Annotated in this window: 14 protein-coding genes and 2 tRNA genes; 10 read left to right on the forward strand and 6 right to left on the reverse strand. The window is 69.7% G+C overall.

Annotated features, from left to right (window positions below; genetic code table 11):
- The first annotated feature begins 21 nt into the window (after positions 1-21).
- The 7 genes from gyrA to ABD256_RS21785 all read left to right on the forward strand — a co-directional run bounded on the left by gyrA (position 22) and on the right by ABD256_RS21785 (position 5,251).
- A complete protein-coding gene (gene gyrA, locus ABD256_RS21755; RefSeq protein ID WP_344421676.1) occupies positions 22-2,586 on the forward strand; it encodes a DNA gyrase subunit A in 2,565 nt (854 codons plus the stop codon).
- A gap of 32 nt (positions 2,587-2,618) precedes the next feature.
- Positions 2,619-3,287: a DUF3566 domain-containing protein gene (locus ABD256_RS21760; RefSeq protein ID WP_344421679.1), complete on the forward strand. Its 669-nt coding sequence runs from the start codon at positions 2,619-2,621 to the stop codon at positions 3,285-3,287.
- Between the two features lie 50 nt (positions 3,288-3,337).
- Positions 3,338-3,411 (forward strand) — tRNA-Ile (locus ABD256_RS21765).
- 180 nt (positions 3,412-3,591) lie between these two features.
- Positions 3,592-4,302 (forward strand): glycosyltransferase, encoded by a 711-nt coding sequence (locus ABD256_RS21770; protein ID WP_344422045.1) that lies wholly within the window; start codon positions 3,592-3,594, stop codon positions 4,300-4,302.
- Positions 4,303-4,361: 59 nt separating this feature from the next.
- Complete coding sequence (locus tag ABD256_RS21775; RefSeq protein WP_344421682.1) at positions 4,362-4,865, forward strand: hemerythrin domain-containing protein; 504 nt, start codon at positions 4,362-4,364, stop codon at positions 4,863-4,865.
- Between the two features lie 96 nt (positions 4,866-4,961).
- On the forward strand, positions 4,962-5,147 hold the full coding sequence (locus tag ABD256_RS21780; RefSeq protein WP_344421684.1) for a DLW-39 family protein: 186 nt from the start codon (positions 4,962-4,964) through the stop codon (positions 5,145-5,147).
- A gap of 31 nt (positions 5,148-5,178) precedes the next feature.
- A tRNA-Ala gene (locus tag ABD256_RS21785) sits at positions 5,179-5,251 on the forward strand.
- A gap of 268 nt (positions 5,252-5,519) precedes the next feature.
- Here the strand turns inward: ABD256_RS21785 and ABD256_RS21790 are convergent.
- The 5 genes from ABD256_RS21790 to ABD256_RS21810 form a co-directional block, all read right to left on the reverse strand.
- Positions 5,520-6,665: an MAB_1171c family putative transporter gene (locus ABD256_RS21790; RefSeq protein ID WP_344421687.1), complete on the reverse strand. Its 1,146-nt coding sequence runs from the start codon at positions 6,663-6,665 to the stop codon at positions 5,520-5,522.
- Positions 6,666-7,211 (reverse strand): hypothetical protein, encoded by a 546-nt coding sequence (locus ABD256_RS21795; protein WP_344421690.1) that lies wholly within the window; start codon positions 7,209-7,211, stop codon positions 6,666-6,668.
- Positions 7,208-8,017 carry an alpha/beta hydrolase gene (locus ABD256_RS21800; protein ID WP_344421693.1) on the reverse strand — a complete coding sequence of 270 codons (810 nt, stop codon included), beginning with the start codon at positions 8,015-8,017 and terminating at the stop codon, positions 7,208-7,210. Before ABD256_RS21800 ends, ABD256_RS21795 begins: the two co-directional genes overlap by 4 nt.
- Entirely contained in the window at positions 8,010-8,447 is a 438-nt protein-coding gene (locus tag ABD256_RS21805) for a helix-turn-helix transcriptional regulator (protein WP_344421695.1), read from the reverse strand. Before ABD256_RS21805 ends, ABD256_RS21800 begins: the two co-directional genes overlap by 8 nt.
- 260 nt (positions 8,448-8,707) lie before the next feature.
- Positions 8,708-9,115 carry a hypothetical protein gene (locus tag ABD256_RS21810; protein ID WP_344421697.1) on the reverse strand — a complete coding sequence of 136 codons (408 nt, stop codon included), beginning with the start codon at positions 9,113-9,115 and terminating at the stop codon, positions 8,708-8,710.
- Positions 9,116-9,298: 183 nt separating this feature from the next.
- Between ABD256_RS21810 and ABD256_RS21815 the strand changes: the two genes are divergently transcribed.
- The 3 genes from ABD256_RS21815 to ABD256_RS21825 are packed head-to-tail and all read left to right on the forward strand — an operon-like array spanning position 9,299 to position 12,107.
- Positions 9,299-10,018: a Crp/Fnr family transcriptional regulator gene (locus ABD256_RS21815; protein ID WP_344421700.1), complete on the forward strand. Its 720-nt coding sequence runs from the start codon at positions 9,299-9,301 to the stop codon at positions 10,016-10,018.
- Entirely contained in the window at positions 10,015-10,284 is a 270-nt protein-coding gene (locus tag ABD256_RS21820; RefSeq protein WP_344421703.1) for a hypothetical protein, read from the forward strand. The genes ABD256_RS21815 and ABD256_RS21820 overlap by 4 nt, the downstream gene beginning before the upstream one ends.
- Before the next feature lie 38 nt (positions 10,285-10,322).
- Positions 10,323-12,107 (forward strand): HEXXH motif domain-containing protein, encoded by a 1,785-nt coding sequence (locus ABD256_RS21825; protein WP_344421706.1) that lies wholly within the window; start codon positions 10,323-10,325, stop codon positions 12,105-12,107.
- A 64-nt stretch (positions 12,108-12,171) separates the two neighbouring features.
- On the opposite strand, the gene fxsT is transcribed toward ABD256_RS21825, so the two are convergent.
- Positions 12,172-16,572 carry an FxSxx-COOH system tetratricopeptide repeat protein gene (gene fxsT, locus ABD256_RS21830; RefSeq protein ID WP_344421709.1) on the reverse strand — a complete coding sequence of 1,467 codons (4,401 nt, stop codon included), beginning with the start codon at positions 16,570-16,572 and terminating at the stop codon, positions 12,172-12,174.

Genomic DNA, 16,572 nt, shown 5'->3' on the forward strand with positions numbered 1-16,572 from the left:
AATGCAGAAGGATCTGTGTTCATGACGGAAACCTTGCCGCCAGCTCCCGACCACGACCGCGTCGAGCCGGTCGACATCCAGCACGAGATGCAGCGCTCCTACATCGACTACGCGATGAGCGTGATCGTCTCGCGCGCGCTGCCCGACGTGCGCGACGGGCTCAAGCCGGTGCAGCGCCGGATCGTCTATTCGATGTACGACTCCGGTTTCCGGCCGGACCGCGGGTACAACAAGTGCTCGCGCGTGGTCGGCGACGTCATGGGCAACTACCACCCGCACGGTGACTCGTCGATCTACGACACCCTGGTGCGGCTCGCCCAGCCGTGGTCGATGCGCAACCCGCTGATCGACGGGCAGGGCAACTTCGGGTCCTCCGGCAACGACCCCGCGGCCGCGATGCGGTACACCGAGGCCCGCCTCGCGCCGCTGGCGATGTCGATGCTGATGGACATCGAGAAGGACACCGTCGACTTCTCGGACAACTACGACGGCCGCACCCAGGAGCCCGACGTCCTGCCGGCGCGGTTCCCGAACCTGCTGGTCAACGGCGGATCCGGGATCGCGGTCGGGATGGCGACCAACATCCCGCCGCACAACCTGCGCGAGGTCGCCGACGGCGTCGTCTGGGCGCTGGAGAACCCCGAAGCCGCCGACGAGGAGCTCCTGGCCGCGTTGCTGCAGCGGATCAAGGGCCCCGACTTCCCGACCAAGGGCATGATCCTGGGCACCTCCGGGATCGAAGACGCCTACCGCACCGGCCGCGGCTCGGTCCGCATGCGCGCGGTCGTCGAGGTCGAGGAGGACGCCAAGGGCCGCACCATCCTGGTCGTCACCGAGCTGCCCTACCAGGTCAACCCGGACAACCTGGTGGAGAACATCGCGAACCTCGTCCGCGACGCCAAGCTCACCGGCATCTCCGACATCGCCGACGAGTCCAACAGCCGCAGCGGGATGCGCATCGTCGTCACGCTCAAGCGGGACGCGGTCGCGAAGGTCGTGCTGAACAACCTCTACAAGCACACCCAGCTGCAGTACAACTTCGGCGTCAACATGCTGGCGCTGGTCGACGGCGTGCCCCGCACGCTGCGGATCGACCAGATCATCCGGCACTACGTCAAGCACCAGATCGAGGTCATCGTCCGGCGCACCAGGTACCTGCTGCGCAAGGCCGAGGAGCGGGCCCACATCCTGCGCGGGCTCGTCAAGGCGCTCGACGCGCTCGACGAGGTCATCGCGCTGATCCGCCGGTCGCCGTCCGCGGAGGAAGCGCGCCCCGCGCTGATGGAGCTGCTCGACATCGACGTCGAGCAGGCGACCGCGATCCTCGACATGCAGCTGCGCCGCCTCGCCGCGCTGGAGCGCCAGCGCATCATCGACGAACTGGCCGAGATCGAGCTGGAGATCGCCGATCTCAAGGACATCCTCGAAAAGCCGGAGCGGCAGCGCACCATCGTCCGCGACGAGCTGATGGAGATCGTCGAGAAGCACGGCGACGACCGGCGCACCAAGATCATCCCGTTCAACGGCGAGGTGTCCGTCGAAGACCTCATCGCGGTCGAGGACGTCGTGGTCACCATCACCCGCACCGGGTACGCCAAGCGGACCAAGACCGATCTCTACCGCTCGCAGCGGCGCGGCGGCAAGGGCGTGCAGGGCGCCACCCTCAAGCAGGACGACATCGTCCAGCACTTCTTCGTCTGCTCCACGCACGACTGGATCCTGTTCTTCACCAACAAGGGCCGCGTGTACCGGGCGAAGGCGTACGACCTGCCGGAGGCCAACCGGAACGCGCGCGGCCAGCACGTCGCGAACCTGCTCGCGTTCCAGCCGGACGAGCAGATCGCCAGCGTCATCCAGATCCGCAACTACGAGGTCGCCCCGTACCTCGTGCTCGCCACCCAGCGCGGGCTGGTGAAGAAGACCAAGCTCACCGACTTCGACTCGAACCGCTCCGGCGGGCTCATCGCCGTCAACCTGCGCGAGGGCGACGAACTGATCGGCGCCGTGCTCGCCTCCGCGGAGCAGGACCTCCTGCTCGTGTCCTCGGAAGGCCAGTCCATCCGGTTCCACGCCTCCGACGAAGCGCTGCGCCCGATGGGCCGCGCCACCTCGGGCGTGCTCGGCATGCGGTTCAACGACGGCGACGAACTGCTCGGCATCAGCGTTGTCGCGGAAGACAAGTTCCTGCTGGTCGCCACTGACGGCGGCTACGCCAAGCGGACGCCCATCGAGGACTACCCGGTGCAGGGCCGCGGCGGCAAGGGCGTGCTGACCATCCAGCACGACCGCAAACGTGGCAGGCTGGTAGGGGCGCTCATCGTCGACATCGACGACGAGCTCTACGCCATCACCTCGAGCGGCGGAGTCATCAGGACACCAGCCGAGCAGGTGCGCAAGGCGGGGCGGCAGACCAAGGGAGTCCGGCTGATGAACCTCGGGGAGGGCACCACCCTTCTCGCGGTCGCACGCAACGCGGACGAACCCTCGAACGTCGCTAATGGCAGCACCGGTACCGACGACACCACCGGTGACAGCGCAGACGGCCGGGACAACAGCGACGACAGCGAGGCACCGGCGCAGCAGTAGCTCGCCGGCGCAGGTAAGGGACTGAGGAGTTCGTGACACCACCGGAGAACCCCGAGCGGGGCGGATCGACCAGTGCGGCCGGTGCGGACACGCCACCGTGGCAGCGCCTCGGCAAGGACACCGAAGCAGGGGCGGGCAACGGTGCCCCGGCCGGCGGCATCGGCACCGACGCGTGGTCGGGCGGCCCGCCGCAGGCGGCCGAACAGCCCGTCGTCACCGGCACCGCGGCGCCCCGCCTGTTCGGCGACGGCCCCGCGGTCGAAGGCGAAACGCCCCGCGCCGACGGCAAGGCGAAACGCCCCGCGCCGACCGCGCTGCGCAGGCCGGGCCGCGGCCCCCGCCGCGCGAGCCTGCAGATCAAGCGGTTCGACCCGTGGTCCGTGCTGAAGCTGTCCCTCGTCCTCGGCGTCGCCATGTTCTTCGTGTGGCTCGTCGCCGTCGGCGTGCTCTACACCGTCCTCGACGGCATGGGCGTGTGGGACAAGCTGAACGGCACCTACTCGTCGCTCGTCTCCGGCGAAGGCGGCAACGCGCCGTCCGAATCGCTGATCAGCGCCGGGCGCGTGTTCGGCATCGCGGCCATCCTCGGCGCCATCAACATCGTCCTGGTGTCGGCACTGGCCACCGTCAGCGCCTTCATCTACAACGTGTCCGCGGACCTCGCGGGCGGCCTCGAAGTGACCCTTTCGGAGCGGGAGTAACCCGGTGGACAGGGCGGTGAACCCGCCCTGTATTCTTCTCCTCGTTCCACGGGCCCATAGCTCAGGCGGTTAGAGCGCTTCGCTGATAACGAAGAGGTCCCAGGTTCAAGTCCTGGTGGGCCCACCCGTGTAGCCCGTGCGTGTTCGCAGAAAGCGCGAACCACGCACGGGCGTTTGCCGTTTCTGGGGGTCGAGCCCCCCATCCCCCACGGTGCGAGCTCCTCACCTTGACGGCCTGGTCGCGTTGGCGTTGGATCAGCGCTTCGCGCGGTCCGGTTAGGGTTTCGGTGTGGGGTTGATTTCTGTGGTTACGCCGGTGGTTTCGGGCGGGCACCGGTATCTGCGCGAGGCGTATGACTCGCTGGTTCAGCAGGAGCTTCCCTCGGGGTGGGAGTGGGAGTGGTGCGTTCAGGAGGATGGGGATAGCGGGGTGCCGGGGCGGGAGTTGCCGGAGGATCCTCGGGTCTTGTCCGGGATGGGGTTGGCTGGGCGCGCGGGTGTCGCTCGCACGATGGGGTTGAGTCGGGCCTCGGGTGAGGTTGTCAGGTGTTTGGATGCGGATGACGTGCTGTTGCCAGGGGCGCTGGCGCGGGACATCGAGCGGCTGCAACGCGTGGCATGGTGTGTTTCGGCTGGGCTTGACCTGCATCCGGACGGGTCGACGTCGGCGGGGCCTTACGATCCGGCGGACGGGGCGCTTGCTGACGGGCGGTTCTTCGAGGAGCAGGCGCGAGGGCAGTTGTCCGTGCTGGCGGCGAACTTCGCGGGGCACACCGGGCTGGTACGCGCGTTGGGCGGGTGGCCCGCGCTGACCGGGCAGGAGACCATCGGGTTGCTGCTCGCGGCGGAAGCGGTCGCGACCGGGGAGTTCATCGCCCAACCGAGCATGCTCTACCGGCAGCATCCGGCGCAGACGACTGCGGCCGAGAACTACTGGGACGAGCACGACATCCGGGTGGAGGCGGTGCTGGGCCGGGCACGGGACATCCGTGCGCAGGGGTGGCGGTGGGTTTGAGCGGGGCGGTGGCGGGGGACTTACCCGGCGGACTACTGCCCACCACCACGGGAGCCGTAATGACCGACGACGTCGTCGAGCTGATCTTGACCGACCATCGCAGGTTCGAGGAGTTGATGCGCGGGCTCCGGGACATCACCGCTGACCGCGGCCGTCTTCGCGACGAGTTCGCGACGCTGCTCGTCGCACACGCCGAAGCCGAGGAGCAGGAGGTGTACCCGAAGCTGCGGAGCAAGCACGCGGCGGACCAGGACGAGGTGGAGCACGGCGAGAAGGAGCACGCCGAGATCAACGAGGCGCTCCTGAGGTTCGCCGAACTCACCGACCTGAAGGGCGACGAGTACGACGAGACGCTCGAGGACCTCGTCGAAGTCGTCAACCACCACACCAACGAGGAAGAGCAGACCCTGCTCAACGACGCGCGGCAGCACGTCCCCGCCGCCGAACGCGAGCAGCTCGGCGTCGCCTTCCGCACCGCGAGGCAGGTACTGCTCGACACGAACTGCGGCCGGATCGAGAACCTCCGCCTCGTCGTCGACAAGACGGCCTCGCGGACCGGCTGAACGTTCCACGTGGAACCAAGGGCCCCGACCCCGCCCGGCGCGCGTGCAGTAACATCGCAGGGCAAGCTGAGCAACTCGTCGAGGAGGGGGCTTCACGTGAAGAAGCTGTTGGCACTGGCCGCCGTTGCGGGCGGCGTGCTGTTCGTGGTCAAGCGGAACAAGAGCGCGAAGGCCGAAGCCGACCTGTGGCGCGAGGCCACCGCCCCCACCAAGCCGCTCGCGGGCGTGTCCACCAACGGCAGCGCGCCGAAGAAGGCCACGGACGCCGCCAGCAACAACTGATCTTCCACGGGTGGGATCGCCACCCGTGCGAGGGGCTGTAGCTCAATTGGTAGAGCACCGCCTTTGCAAGGCGGGGGTCAGGGGTTCGATTCCCCTCAGCTCCACGAGGCGGATACTCCTGTTCGCGATGCCTTCGGCTTCGCTCCTGGTGCCCGCCGTATCTTCCCGGGGGATAACCCCCGGACCCCCAGCCACGCAATGCGTCTCGCCTTGGGCGTGGTGGTTCTTATGCTGACACGGTGGGTCCACCCTGTTCGGTGGCCTTCGGCCACCTTCCCCACGTCCTGATTCGTAGTGGGCCGGGGGTGCGGTGAGCTGCGGGATCATGATCACGCGGACGCCGGTAGCCGGCGCGGCTGGCCTCGAGGCAAATCAGCGGGGACTGTTTTCGGGCGCCGTGCTCGTGGTCCGGCCGTATTCGCGGGAGAGGGCGAGGATCGCGCGGGTGTCGGCTTCCATGCCGGTGTTGGCGGGGGCCGCGATGACCGACGGCATGACGAGGTCGATGTCCTGCGAGCAGCGGGCGAGGGCGTCGCGGACGAGGGCCGCCTGTCGTTCCGGGGAGTCCGCTTCGTCGACGGGCGAGGCCATGTAGGGGCTGAGGCAGACCAGGCCGTCGCGGCATTCGATGACGCGGCGGTAGTAGCGCAGCCGCATCTGCCGGACGTGCAGGCGTTCCCGGGCCGGGCCCGCGGTCGGCAGCAGCGCGATGGTGGGGAACTGCTGGTGCAGCGCCGACCAGAGCGGGCGGAGCTGGCGGTAGCGGCTGCGGGCCTCGAACCACAGCCTGGCCTTGGCGATGCCGGTGCGGGCGCCGGGGTAGCCGACGCCGAGGAAGAAGATGGCGACGCCGATCCCGAGCGGTGGTGACGTCCAGGTGGCGGTGCCGGGGATCAGGGCCCTGTCCAGGAGCAGCAGGCCCGAGGTGGCGAGGACGCGGGGCAGGTGCGTGCCGAGGCAGCAGATGGCCAGGCCGACGGCGGCGACCCGCAGGCCCCGTGCGGTGTGCGACTGGACGTGCCCGGCGGAGTTCCAGGCCAGGTAGGCGCCTCGCGCGGTCGCGTAGCTCATGTAGAGGTTGCCGACGAGGTGGAAGAAGAGCACGCCGGAGGGCACGCCGGCTTCGGTGTAGTCGCCGTAGCCGGTGTCGCCGGCGCTCGTTTCGGTGATCACGAAGGTCGCGGTCAGGATGCCGCTGGACAGCAGGGCGAGCCCGATTTCGAGGTAGCCGCGCACGCCGGCCCTGGACGGCGCGACCCTGGTGTGCAGCAGTCCGAGCAGCAGCGCGAAAAAGCTGTTGAGCAGGACGAACTCGATCAGTACCGGGGTCTGGCTCGGGAACCGCTCGGCCAGGCCGGGGATGGTGACCACGAGCTGGGCCGTGAGCGCGACCAGCACCAGTACCGTGCACGCGGTGACGATCTGCAGCCCCCGGTCGCGGGGCATCCGCGCCAGCTGAGTGCACTTCCAGACTGCCGCGGCCGCGGCAGCGGCCCACATGACGAGGGCCACGACCATCTAGAGCCACCCCTGGTGGTCGTCGAACGCGCCGCTCAGCCGCCGTCCCGCCGCGGTCTGCTTCCCGCGCCCGGTTTCGAGTCTGTCCAGCAAGGTCGCCCACTCCTTGATGACGGTCGCGACCATCTCGGCTTCGCGTTCGGCGGCGAGGTCGTAGCCTTCCCGCCGCAACGCCCGCAGCACCACCGCGGTGGGGATGTCGGGGAAGATCTGCGACCAGATGTCGTCGTCGTCCTCGTCGCTGCTGTGGTCGCTGATGATGTGGCCGAGCTCGTGCAGGATGATGTGCTCTTGGTGCGCGGGGGTGGTGTCGCGCTGGTAGAGGACGTAGTCCTCCTCGGCGGTTCCGATCCACAGCCCGAAGGCGCCCGGCGTCGGCAGGGGGTAGGACACCAGCCGGATGGGACGGCCGCGGTGCTGGGCGAGGCGTTCGCAGAGCAGCGGGACGTCGAGCGGCGCGCCGATGTCGAGATCGCGCAGGAGTTGCTTCACGCCCCGCCGGAGCTGCAGGTCGTTCCGCCACCGCCGCCGCGCACCGGCTTTCACGACGCGCGTTCGACGGCGAGCAGGCGCTGGAGCACCGCCGCGGTGGCCCACGGGTGGCTGGTCGGGGCTTCGTGGCCGCCGGGGATCTCGGTGAACCCGACGTCCAGCTCGCGGGCGAGCTGCTGGGCGCACCGGTATTCCCAGCGCTCCGGGAACTGGGCGCCACCGGTGGGCAGGATCGTCGCGCCGGACAGCTTGCCCGCGTCGAGGTCCGAGGCCCGGACCGCGGGGAAGTCGTTGGCGAAGAACCAGGCGAGGTTCTTGTCGACGTCGCCGACCATCGGCGCGGGACGGGCGCCTTCTTCGGGCTTCGGGCGCTCGCCCGCGAGCGAAACCATGTGCCGGATCGCCGTGCGGACATCGGTGGTGGCCAGCTCGGCGACGGTGTCGAGCTCCTTCTCCCTGGTGTCCTCGTGCACGACCCTGGACATCGGCGGCTCGTGCGCGATCACGGTCGCGACCTTCGCCGGGTGCTCGGCGGCCAGGTGCAGGCAGATGAGGGCGCCGATGCTCGCCCCGACGACGTGCGCGGGCCGATCGGTCACGGCGGCCAGCAGCCGGGCGGCGTCCTCGGCGTGCAGCGCCATCGTCACGGGCACTTCGCCGCCGGCGGTGGAACGGGACAGCCCGCGCCGGTCGTAGCTGATCACCTCGTGCTGCCGGGCCAGTTCGGTGGCGAGCTGATCGGTCGCGCCCGCCTCGCTGATGCCTCCCTGGACCAGCAGGAGTGGGGTGCCGCTGCCGCGGACCTCGTAGTACAGCTGCGCACCGCGTACTTCGACGGTCCCTGACCGCACCTCACCCATCGGCATCTCCTCGATCTCGTTCGGCTTGGAAGTCCATGAACTCGAGAACGCTGCGCAGGCCCTCCGGGGACAGCTGACTCGCGCGGGTCGCCAGCCGGTTGACCTGGTTCTCGCCGAGCTTGGCCAGCAGTTCGTACTGGCGGTTGAGCTCCCGGCTCTTCTCCGAGTTCGCGAAGTACTCCAGGTCGACTTCGAAGTACTCCGCCAGCTTGACCACCAGAGCGTAGCCAGGATCGTACTTGCCGTTGAGCAACTCGTACATGTATCCGCGTGAGACACCGACCGCCTCGGCGACCTCCGCCTTGGCGTGCTTCTGCCCGTCCTCGCGCCGCACGCTGTCGAACAGCCGCCGCAGCTTCTCGGCGAACACCGGCCCGCGTGTTTCGGACTCGTCCACGGTCGCCCCCTCCAGTCCCCAACAGAGTGCCATGCATGCATGACTGTAGGGAATATATGTCCAGTAAACTTGACGATGTGATCAGTGCACCTTACAGTCATCGCATCTTGTCAAGTTTACCGAGCATCTCGGTGGGGGGAATGAGGGTGGCCGGGGGTGTTGTCACGCGGCGCTGGGGGTGTCTCGTGGCAACACCCCAGGTACCTCCTCGGTGACCCCTGGGGGCGGTGAAGACACGCTCGCGTGGCCGGAACCGGACGGGAGTACCGGATGGCAGTTCGTCTGATGTGGACTCAGGACGTGCACCGGCCGGTGCCACGCCGGGCCAGTAGCGACAGCACCATGGAAACCGGCCAGATCGCGGCCAGCGCCGCGGCGGTGCCGGCCACGACGACCACCCCCGCCGCCACCGCCGCGGCTATCAGCCCGCCCGCGGCCGACAGGTAGCAAAGTCCCAGCGGCCCGCAGGCGGTGGCCCAGAGCAGCGCGGTCACCGCGGACCTGTCCGGCGGCCGGGGAACCGGGTACCGCCCTGGGCCCGCCACCTCCCGGTCGTCGCACTGGTACCACCCGCCGGACACGAGCGGCGGATGTGGCGCGAAGATCTTCGGCTTCACCCCGAACGACTCCGGTGTCGGCGCGGGTGTCGGCGCGGTCTGGTGTCGGTCCGCCGGCTCCAGGACACTTTTGGCACCACGCATGACGTTCCTCCCCGGACGCCGGCGAAAGCCCTGGTTACGGGGTCTGCCGCCTGGCATAATTGCGGGTTGCGGTGAGAGATCTGGCAATCTCGCTCACTGACCATGCTGACGAGTCGGGGGAGCGGGCGGTGCGTCATATGGAACACGGGGCCGGACCGGGCCCGGCAGAACCGGAGGGACCCCGTGACGGGTTCCTCGGCCGCTGAGAACGAGGAACGCAGGGCTTGGCGCAGGCTGACGCCGGAGGAACGGGCCGCCATCACCGCCGCGGGCCACCTCAAGGTGTGGCACCCCGGCCAGATCCTCGCTCTCCAGGGCAGCCCTGCCGCCAGCGTGTTCGTCATCCTGCGCGGCTGGGTGAAGATCAGCGCCACCAACTACCGCGGCGACGACGCACCACTGGCCGCGCGCGGTCCCGCCGAGATCGTCGGGGAAATGGCGCCCATCAGCGGCCTTCCCCGTACCGCGACGATGTCGGCCATCGACGAGGTGCAGACCCTCGTGGTGACGAGGGAACGGTTCCTGGCGGTACTGCGCGCCAGGCCGCGGATAGCCGAAGAAGTCCTCCGCACGACGGCGATCCGGCTCCAGGAGTCCGATCGCCTCCGCTTGGAATCGGGCGGCCCCGACTTCCCGCAACGCCTCGCCGCGGTGCTGCTGGAACTGTCGCTCCAGCACGACGCCGGCCGGTCCGACAATCAGGTCGACCTCCATTTCAACCAAGGCGAATTGGCGAGTTTCGCGCGGGTCTCCCGCAGCACCCTGATCCGCGGCCTCGACGAACTTCGCAGGCTGGGCATCGTGCGGACGGCTCGCCGTCGCATCACGATTGTGCATCCCCAGGCACTTCGTGAGCTGGCCGCGGGCCATCCGCCCCCGGTCGCGGGGATCGGTTCGGATTGATCAAGGCCGGTGCACCGGAAATCGGCTACTATTGGAAAATATTTGACTCTCGCGAGGGGATCGACACAGTGAATTCGTTCTCGGCGAGCACCGAACCAGGCATCGAATCCGAATTGATCGACCTCGATGCGGTTCCTTTTACGGCATTGCGCGATCTGGACAGCGAGGCCGTCCGCCATTCGGCGCACCACGTGGTGGAACGGACCAGGCACGTCCGCGCGCGTTACCGGAGCGCCCAAAGCGGGGGCGGCGAGCGGATCGACTGATGCCGCCGCCGGCGGCGGAACGGCCCTCGTTCCATCGCTTGTCCTGGCGTGACTTCGACGCCTTCGCGCGCCTCGACGGCGATGAGGACATGGCCCGGCGCCTGCGCCGGGCCGAGCGGAGCCGGCGCAAGCTGCTGATCCACGCGTTGCTGACCGCGGCGGCGAAGACCCCGGAGCGGCTGGGCCCGTTGCCACCGCTGGACGCGGCATGGGAACTGCTCGCGCGTGCCGAGGCAAGGGCGCCGCGGGTGGTGAACCGGATGCTCACCAACCCGTACACCGGGAGCTGGGCGGGGTACACGACTCGCTTGCTGCGCAACGGAACGGACGGTGTCAGTCCACTGTGGATGCACCTCGGCCACGTGCACGCGATCGCGGCGGCCGCGGCGATCGGGGCGGAACTCGACTTCGAGACCGAGATCCCGGTGTGGCACGGAAACGCCGTGCTCCCGTCGCTGGGGATGGCCCGCTTTTCCGCCACCGCCCCGTTTTCACTGGCGACCGTGCGCGGTGCGGCCAGCCGGTACCTCATCTCCCACGACGGAGAGACGGTGCGGCTCCCGTTCGCGCTCAGCTCCGACGGCCCCGGCTGGTGGGGCGTCCGCCAAGTGCGGAGCCGGGTCGGTGCGCGCCGGTTTTCACTGCGGCTGGACGATCTCGACCCCTACCGCGGCCTCTACGAACCGATCCCGCCGGAACGGGTTCCGGCGGGCGACGTCGAGCGGTGGCGGCGGCTGATCGACGAGGCCTGCCGGTTGGTCGCCGCTCACCTGCCCGAACTGGCCGGGGTCATGCCGGTCGGGCTGACCTCGCTGGTGCCGAAGCCGCACGTCCTGTTCCGGAACCTGAGCGCGTCGACCGGGGAGGCGTTCGGCAGCGCGGTGGTCGGCCTGCCGACCGACGGCGCGACGCTCGCCGCCACCCTGATCCACGAGTTCCAGCACATCGTGCTCGGGGGCCTGCTGCACCTGGTCGAACTGTACGAACCCGATCCGGCGGAACGGATCTACGTGCCGTGGCGGGACGATCCGCGTCCGCTGAGCGGTGCGCTGCAAGGTGTGTACGCCTTCTTCGGGGTCGCCGCCTTCTGGCGGGCACTGGCCGAAGCCGACCCGGGATCCCGGCGCGCGGCCTTCGAGTTCGCCTGCTGGCGCAGGCACAGCTGGCACGCGCTCCGGGCACTGCGCGCGGACGCGACGCTGACCGCCGCCGGGCGTCGTTTCCTCGACGGCATCGCCGAACGCCTCGGGCCGTGGCAGGACGAGGCCGTCGAGGCGGAGGCGAACCGGCTGGCCGAGGCCGTCGCCCGGGACCATCTCGCCGGGTGGCGCGCCCGCCACCTGCGCCCGGATCCGTCCGTGGTCGCCGAACTGGCGGCGGCGTGGTCGAACGGACGTGCCCGCCCGCCCGTCGCCGCCGACCCGGCCGACCTGCCCCCGACCCCGGTCCCGGACGGATCCTGGTCCCGCGCCAGAACCGATCTGATCCGGCTCGTCGTCGGCGACCCGCCCTCGCCGCCGCTTCCGGACGTGTGGCTGACCGTCCCCGGCGCCACCGGCGCGGACTTCGCCTACGCCACCGGCCGGTTCGCCGAGGCGGTCGAGGGCTACCGCGCGGAACTGGCCGCCGATCCGGACCGCCCGGCGTCACTGGTCGGCCTCGGCCTCGCCCTGTCCGCGCGGGGACCCCATCCGGCGGCGCGCGCACTGCTGCACTGCCCCGAACTCGTCCGCGCGGTGCACCGGCACCTGCGCGGCACGAGTCCGGGACCACCGGCCGTGGAGCGGATCGCCGCCTGGATCGGCCAGCTCGTGCCCGGCTAGCCCGTCACGAACCCCGCTCCGCGACCACCGGCCGCGGAGCGGGCCGCCGCCCGGATCGGCCCCGCTACATCAGCATCGGGTCGATATCGCAGTCGGCGCGGGCGCCGCGGCCCGCCGCCTGGGTCCCCGGGTGTGCTTCGCCGAGGATGCGGCGGTACTTGACCAGGATCGGGTCGTGGAACGGGGCGGCGTCCTCGGTACGGCCGACGGCGGTGAGGTCGAGGCCGAGGTTGAAGCAGGCGGCCAGTACGGTCGGGTGGTCCTCGCCGAGCACGTGGCGGCCGCGTTCGTAGGCGTCCCGGCCCAGTTCGATCGCCTTGTCGTACTCGCCGAGCGCGGAGAGATCGCTCGCCAGGTTGATCGTGGCGACGACGGCGTACGGGTGGTCCGGCCCGATGCTGGCGCGGAAGTGTTCGAGCGCGCGCTCGTTGAGGGTGCGCGAGGCCGCCGGGTCACCCTGGAGCCGCAACGTCACCGCGAGGTCGACGGTGGCGGCCAGGGTGTGCGGGTGGTGCTCGCCGAGACCACCGCGATACCGCTCGAAGGTCTGTTCCCCCAACGCCTTCGCCCCGGCCAGATCCCCCGAATGGCGGAGATCGATCGAGTGCGCGAGCGCGCAGGCCATCGTGGTGGCGTGGTCGTCGCCGTAGGCGAGCCGGAACCGGCCGAGCGCGTCGGTGGAAAGGGGGAGCGCGCCGGCGTGGTCGCCGTCCTTGCGCCGGGCGACCGCGAGGTAGAACGTGTTGGCCACCGCGTCGAGCTGGTCCTCGCCGTAGCGGGCGTGGAAGTTCTCGGTGAGCCGTTCCTGCCGGACGCGGGCCTGGCCGTACTCGCCGCCTTCACGGGAGTCCACGTTCAGCGCGCAGTTCACGCTGAACGTGCGGGTGTGATCGCGGCCGAGCACCTCGACGCGACGCCGGTGGGTGTCGTGGTCCAGTTCGGCAGCGGCCTGGTAGGCGCCGGACAGCCGGAGGCTGAGCGCGTGCTGGAACGCGGCGTTGAGGGTTTCCGGGTCGTCCTCGCCGAACATGCGCTTGCACTTGGTGTAGATCTCTTCGCTCAGCTTCGTCGCCGCGGCGAAATCGCCCTGTGCGCGGAGATCGATCGTGATGTTCCGCTGCAGCGCGAAGGTTTCCTCGTTCTCCTCGCCGGACACCTGCAGGCGCAGGGCGAGGGTGCGCTGGTTCAGTTCCGCGGCCTCGGCGTACCGGCCGATCGCCCACAGGTAGAGACCGAGGCGGGAGGACACTTCGAGCGTCTGCGGGTTGGTCGGCCCGAGCGTTTCGGTGAAGTGCTCCCGCGCCTGCCGTCCGAGCCGGGCGGCCTCTTCGTGGTCGCCGTACTCGAACAGGTACCGCATCAGGTTGATGTGGAGCTGCCGCGGCCAGTTGTCGTCGCAGTCCAGCACGTTCGCGGCGTAGGCGTGCGGCAGCAGCTCGCGGTAGCGCGGCCAGTGCCTGCTCGACTCGGGGTCGTTCGGGTCGAGTGCGGCGAGCAGCTGGTGCGCGCCGTGCTGCATGCGCGCGTGCACCTGGGGGGCCATCACCCGGTTGCGCAGCACCAGCTGGACCAGGCGGTGCAGCTGGAGCGTGTTGTTGCCGTGGTCGATCTTCGCGAGGCCGTACCGGTTGATGTCCCGGATGGCGCGGGCGAGCTTGATCGGGTCGCGCAGCGCGGCGTCCAGTTCCGGCGAGATCGAGACCCGGCTGACCCCGGTGAGCAGGTCGCGCGAAATCGGTTCCGGGGAGAAGAAGGCGCAGATGTGCAGGATCTGGTGCGCCGCCGGGTTGCGGGTCTTCAGCTCCTCGAACGAGACGTTCCACGCGGCGGCGACGGACACCTCGTAGTCCGGGGCCGAAGCGGTGTCGAGGATTTCCTCGACCGAGTCGTCGAACAGGCGCAGGTACTCGTGCACCGGCATCCCGGTCACCGCGCGCCACGCCGCCGCCTGCTCGACGGCCAGCGGCAGGTCGCCGAGCTTCTCGGCGAGCTCGTCGGCGTCGTCGACGTCGATCTCCGGGCCGCGGCGGCCGAGCAGTTCGATGCTCTCCTCGCGTTTGAACACCGCCAGCTCCAGCGGGCGGGCGATACCGGCCCAGTCGGAGTTGCGCGAGGTGATCAGGATTTCGCCGGGCCCGTTGCGCGGGAAGAACGGCAGTACCGCGTCCGGGCTCTCCGCGGCGTCGAAGACGAGCAGCCAGCGGCGGAACGGGCGACCGGTCCGCAGCGCTTCGAGGACGGCGGGCACCGCGATGTTGGCCTCGGAGGAGCCCTGCAGGCCGAGCGCGCGGGCGAGATCGGTGAGGCCGGCGCGGATCTGGGTGGTGTGCGCGGCGTCGATCCACCAGACGAGGTCGTAGTCCTGGAGGTGCCGGTAGATGTACTCGGTGGCCATCTGGGTCTTCCCGATGCCGCCGAGTCCGTGCACGGCCGACGGGAGTACCGCGGTGGTGCCGCTGGTCAGGCGTTTGGCCAGCTGGTCGAGGAGCTCGACCCGGCCGGTGAAGTTGGGGTTGCGGGGCGGGATGTTGCCCCAGACCTGTGGCGGGTCGTCGGGCTGGCGGCTGGGGAAGCTGCGGGTGGTGCCCGTCGCCGAGGGGTGCGGCATCGGCCTGGTGACCTGCTCGGCTTGGTCGGGCTCGTTGAGACGGGGCACGCGTTCCTCCGTCGCTGGAGCTGAGTCGGGGGGACGTTCAGCCGTCTCGGGCATTTTGGAAGTCACAGCCTTGATGGATTCAGAAGTGGGTAGGGAGGTGTCCTGCGGTACTGCGTTCCGCAGCCGGTCGGCACGGGACAGGTACGGGCCGGAGAGCGCGCGCATGACTGCGCTCTCCAGTTCGACGTCGGCCGAGGACTCGAGGGTGAGTACCGGGTCCGGCGTGTTGTGCGGGTCGGCGATGGCGTCTCGGAGGTGACCGAGCACCGGTATCCGGCGGCCGAAATGGGTGGCCGCCACTCGGACGACATCGGCCGTTTCCGACCGACGAACACCACTGAGCAGCAATTCCCGGACTGCCTCGGGAAAGGAAAAAGTCCCACTTGTGTCCCAAGTGGACTTCCCCTCCCTTGGCGCGGGAGCGTACAGGACCCCCGACACCACTAGTTCCAGGAGGTGTTCGAGTCCGGCATCCGGCACAAAGTGGCGTCCGATCACCCGTGCGACGTCCAAGTGGACCGGTACCGATGCGAGCAACTGGGCCAATCGCAATGCCGGTGGGGAAGCCACGCTACGGAAACGGTGCACCATTTCCACGGGCGACAACGATTCCGGTGAACTTTCCGACTCGTCCGGGGTAATCCGTTCGGTGCTGGCGAGGACGACGGTTCCCTCCGTCGTGTCGGTGTGCTCGCCGGTGATCAGCTTCGCCCACCACGCCAGCCAGCGCGGCTGCAGTTCGAGCACCGGTACCGGAACCACTCCCGCGGGTGCCGCCGAGCCGCGTTCGAGCCAGGCGTCGGCAAGGTCGAAAGCCCACCGGCTGTTGGGGTTGAACGCGTTCGGCACCCGGAGCTTCGCCTTGTGCGGGCCCAGCCCGCACCGGCCCCAAAGCCACTGCGGAAGCAGGTGGACGATGCTCACCGGAAGCACCGAGCCCCAGCGTGCCAGCATCGGGTGCAACACGGTCTTCTGCCAGGCGTCGCCCACTCCGTCGGTCACCAGCAGGACCACCCGCCTGCCGGACGAGTCCAGGATTTCGTCCGGGTCGCGGGCGGGCGCGCCCGGCGTGCCACCACGGAGAACGGGGGCGGTCTGGTCGGCGTCCTTGGCGGTTTCGAGCAGCCGGACCTGAATGGTGCGGAAGGCACCCAATTGTTCGAGCATGCTGATGAACGCGGTCACCCTCGGCCGCCACAACGCCATCGACGGGCCGTTGTCGAGCACGAGCGTCAGATCCAGCCAGCGTTCTTTTCTCGATCGGGTGACCGGCCACCACACACCGGTCTCGGCGGCCCGGACGGCGGTCGCTTCTTCGTCCAGGACCACATCGTTGATTCGCGGCGAGGCCGCTTCGCGTTTCAGCCTTCTCAAAGCGCGAAAATAGTCGAGCGACTCGGCCAGCGCGATTCCGCCGACGGCGGCGCCGTCCACGGTCGGTTCGGGCCGCTCGGCCGGGGCGGTACCGGCCCCGGCGCCGACCGGATTCGGCTCGCCGCCCGGCGAAGGCGCATCGGAGACCGAAGGGTGCCGTGACGAGGGCGGCGGCGCGGGTGGGATCCACCGGGACTCGGCAGGCGCCTGGCGCATCGGGGCCTCGCCGCCGTCGAACGTCGGCTCCGGCTCCTCGGGTTCTTCCGGCGGTGCCTGCTCGGTGGTGGCGCCGGCCGGGCCGATGGCCGCCGCGAGCCACACGATGTCCGCGACCTCGTGCCAGCCGAGTTGGTCGAGCCGGAGCTTCGTTCTGGCGGCAGGTGCGTGGGGTTCCGCCCGCGGGGCGGAACGGGGGACGCCGGTCGGCCGTCCCAT

This window comes from Amycolatopsis minnesotensis (assembly GCF_039529815.1).
Classification (GTDB): domain Bacteria; phylum Actinomycetota; class Actinomycetes; order Mycobacteriales; family Pseudonocardiaceae; genus Amycolatopsis; species Amycolatopsis minnesotensis.

What these genes read in the sequence shown, in the direction of transcription:
- ABD256_RS21810 (WP_344421697.1), bottom strand. Translation starts at nt 9,115, where the DNA reads ATGCGTGGTGCCAAAAGTGTCCTGGAGCCGGCGGACCGACACCAGACC.
- gyrA (WP_344421676.1), top strand. Translation starts at nt 22, where the DNA reads ATGACGGAAACCTTGCCGCCAGCTCCCGACCACGACCGCGTCGAGCCG.
- ABD256_RS21790 (WP_344421687.1), bottom strand. Translation starts at nt 6,665, where the DNA reads ATGGTCGTGGCCCTCGTCATGTGGGCCGCTGCCGCGGCCGCGGCAGTC.
- ABD256_RS21805 (WP_344421695.1), bottom strand. Translation starts at nt 8,447, where the DNA reads ATGGCACTCTGTTGGGGACTGGAGGGGGCGACCGTGGACGAGTCCGAA.
- fxsT (WP_344421709.1), bottom strand. Translation starts at nt 16,572, where the DNA reads ATGGGACGGCCGACCGGCGTCCCCCGTTCCGCCCCGCGGGCGGAACCC.
- ABD256_RS21775 (WP_344421682.1), top strand. Translation starts at nt 4,362, where the DNA reads ATGACCGACGACGTCGTCGAGCTGATCTTGACCGACCATCGCAGGTTC.
- ABD256_RS21800 (WP_344421693.1), bottom strand. Translation starts at nt 8,017, where the DNA reads ATGGGTGAGGTGCGGTCAGGGACCGTCGAAGTACGCGGTGCGCAGCTG.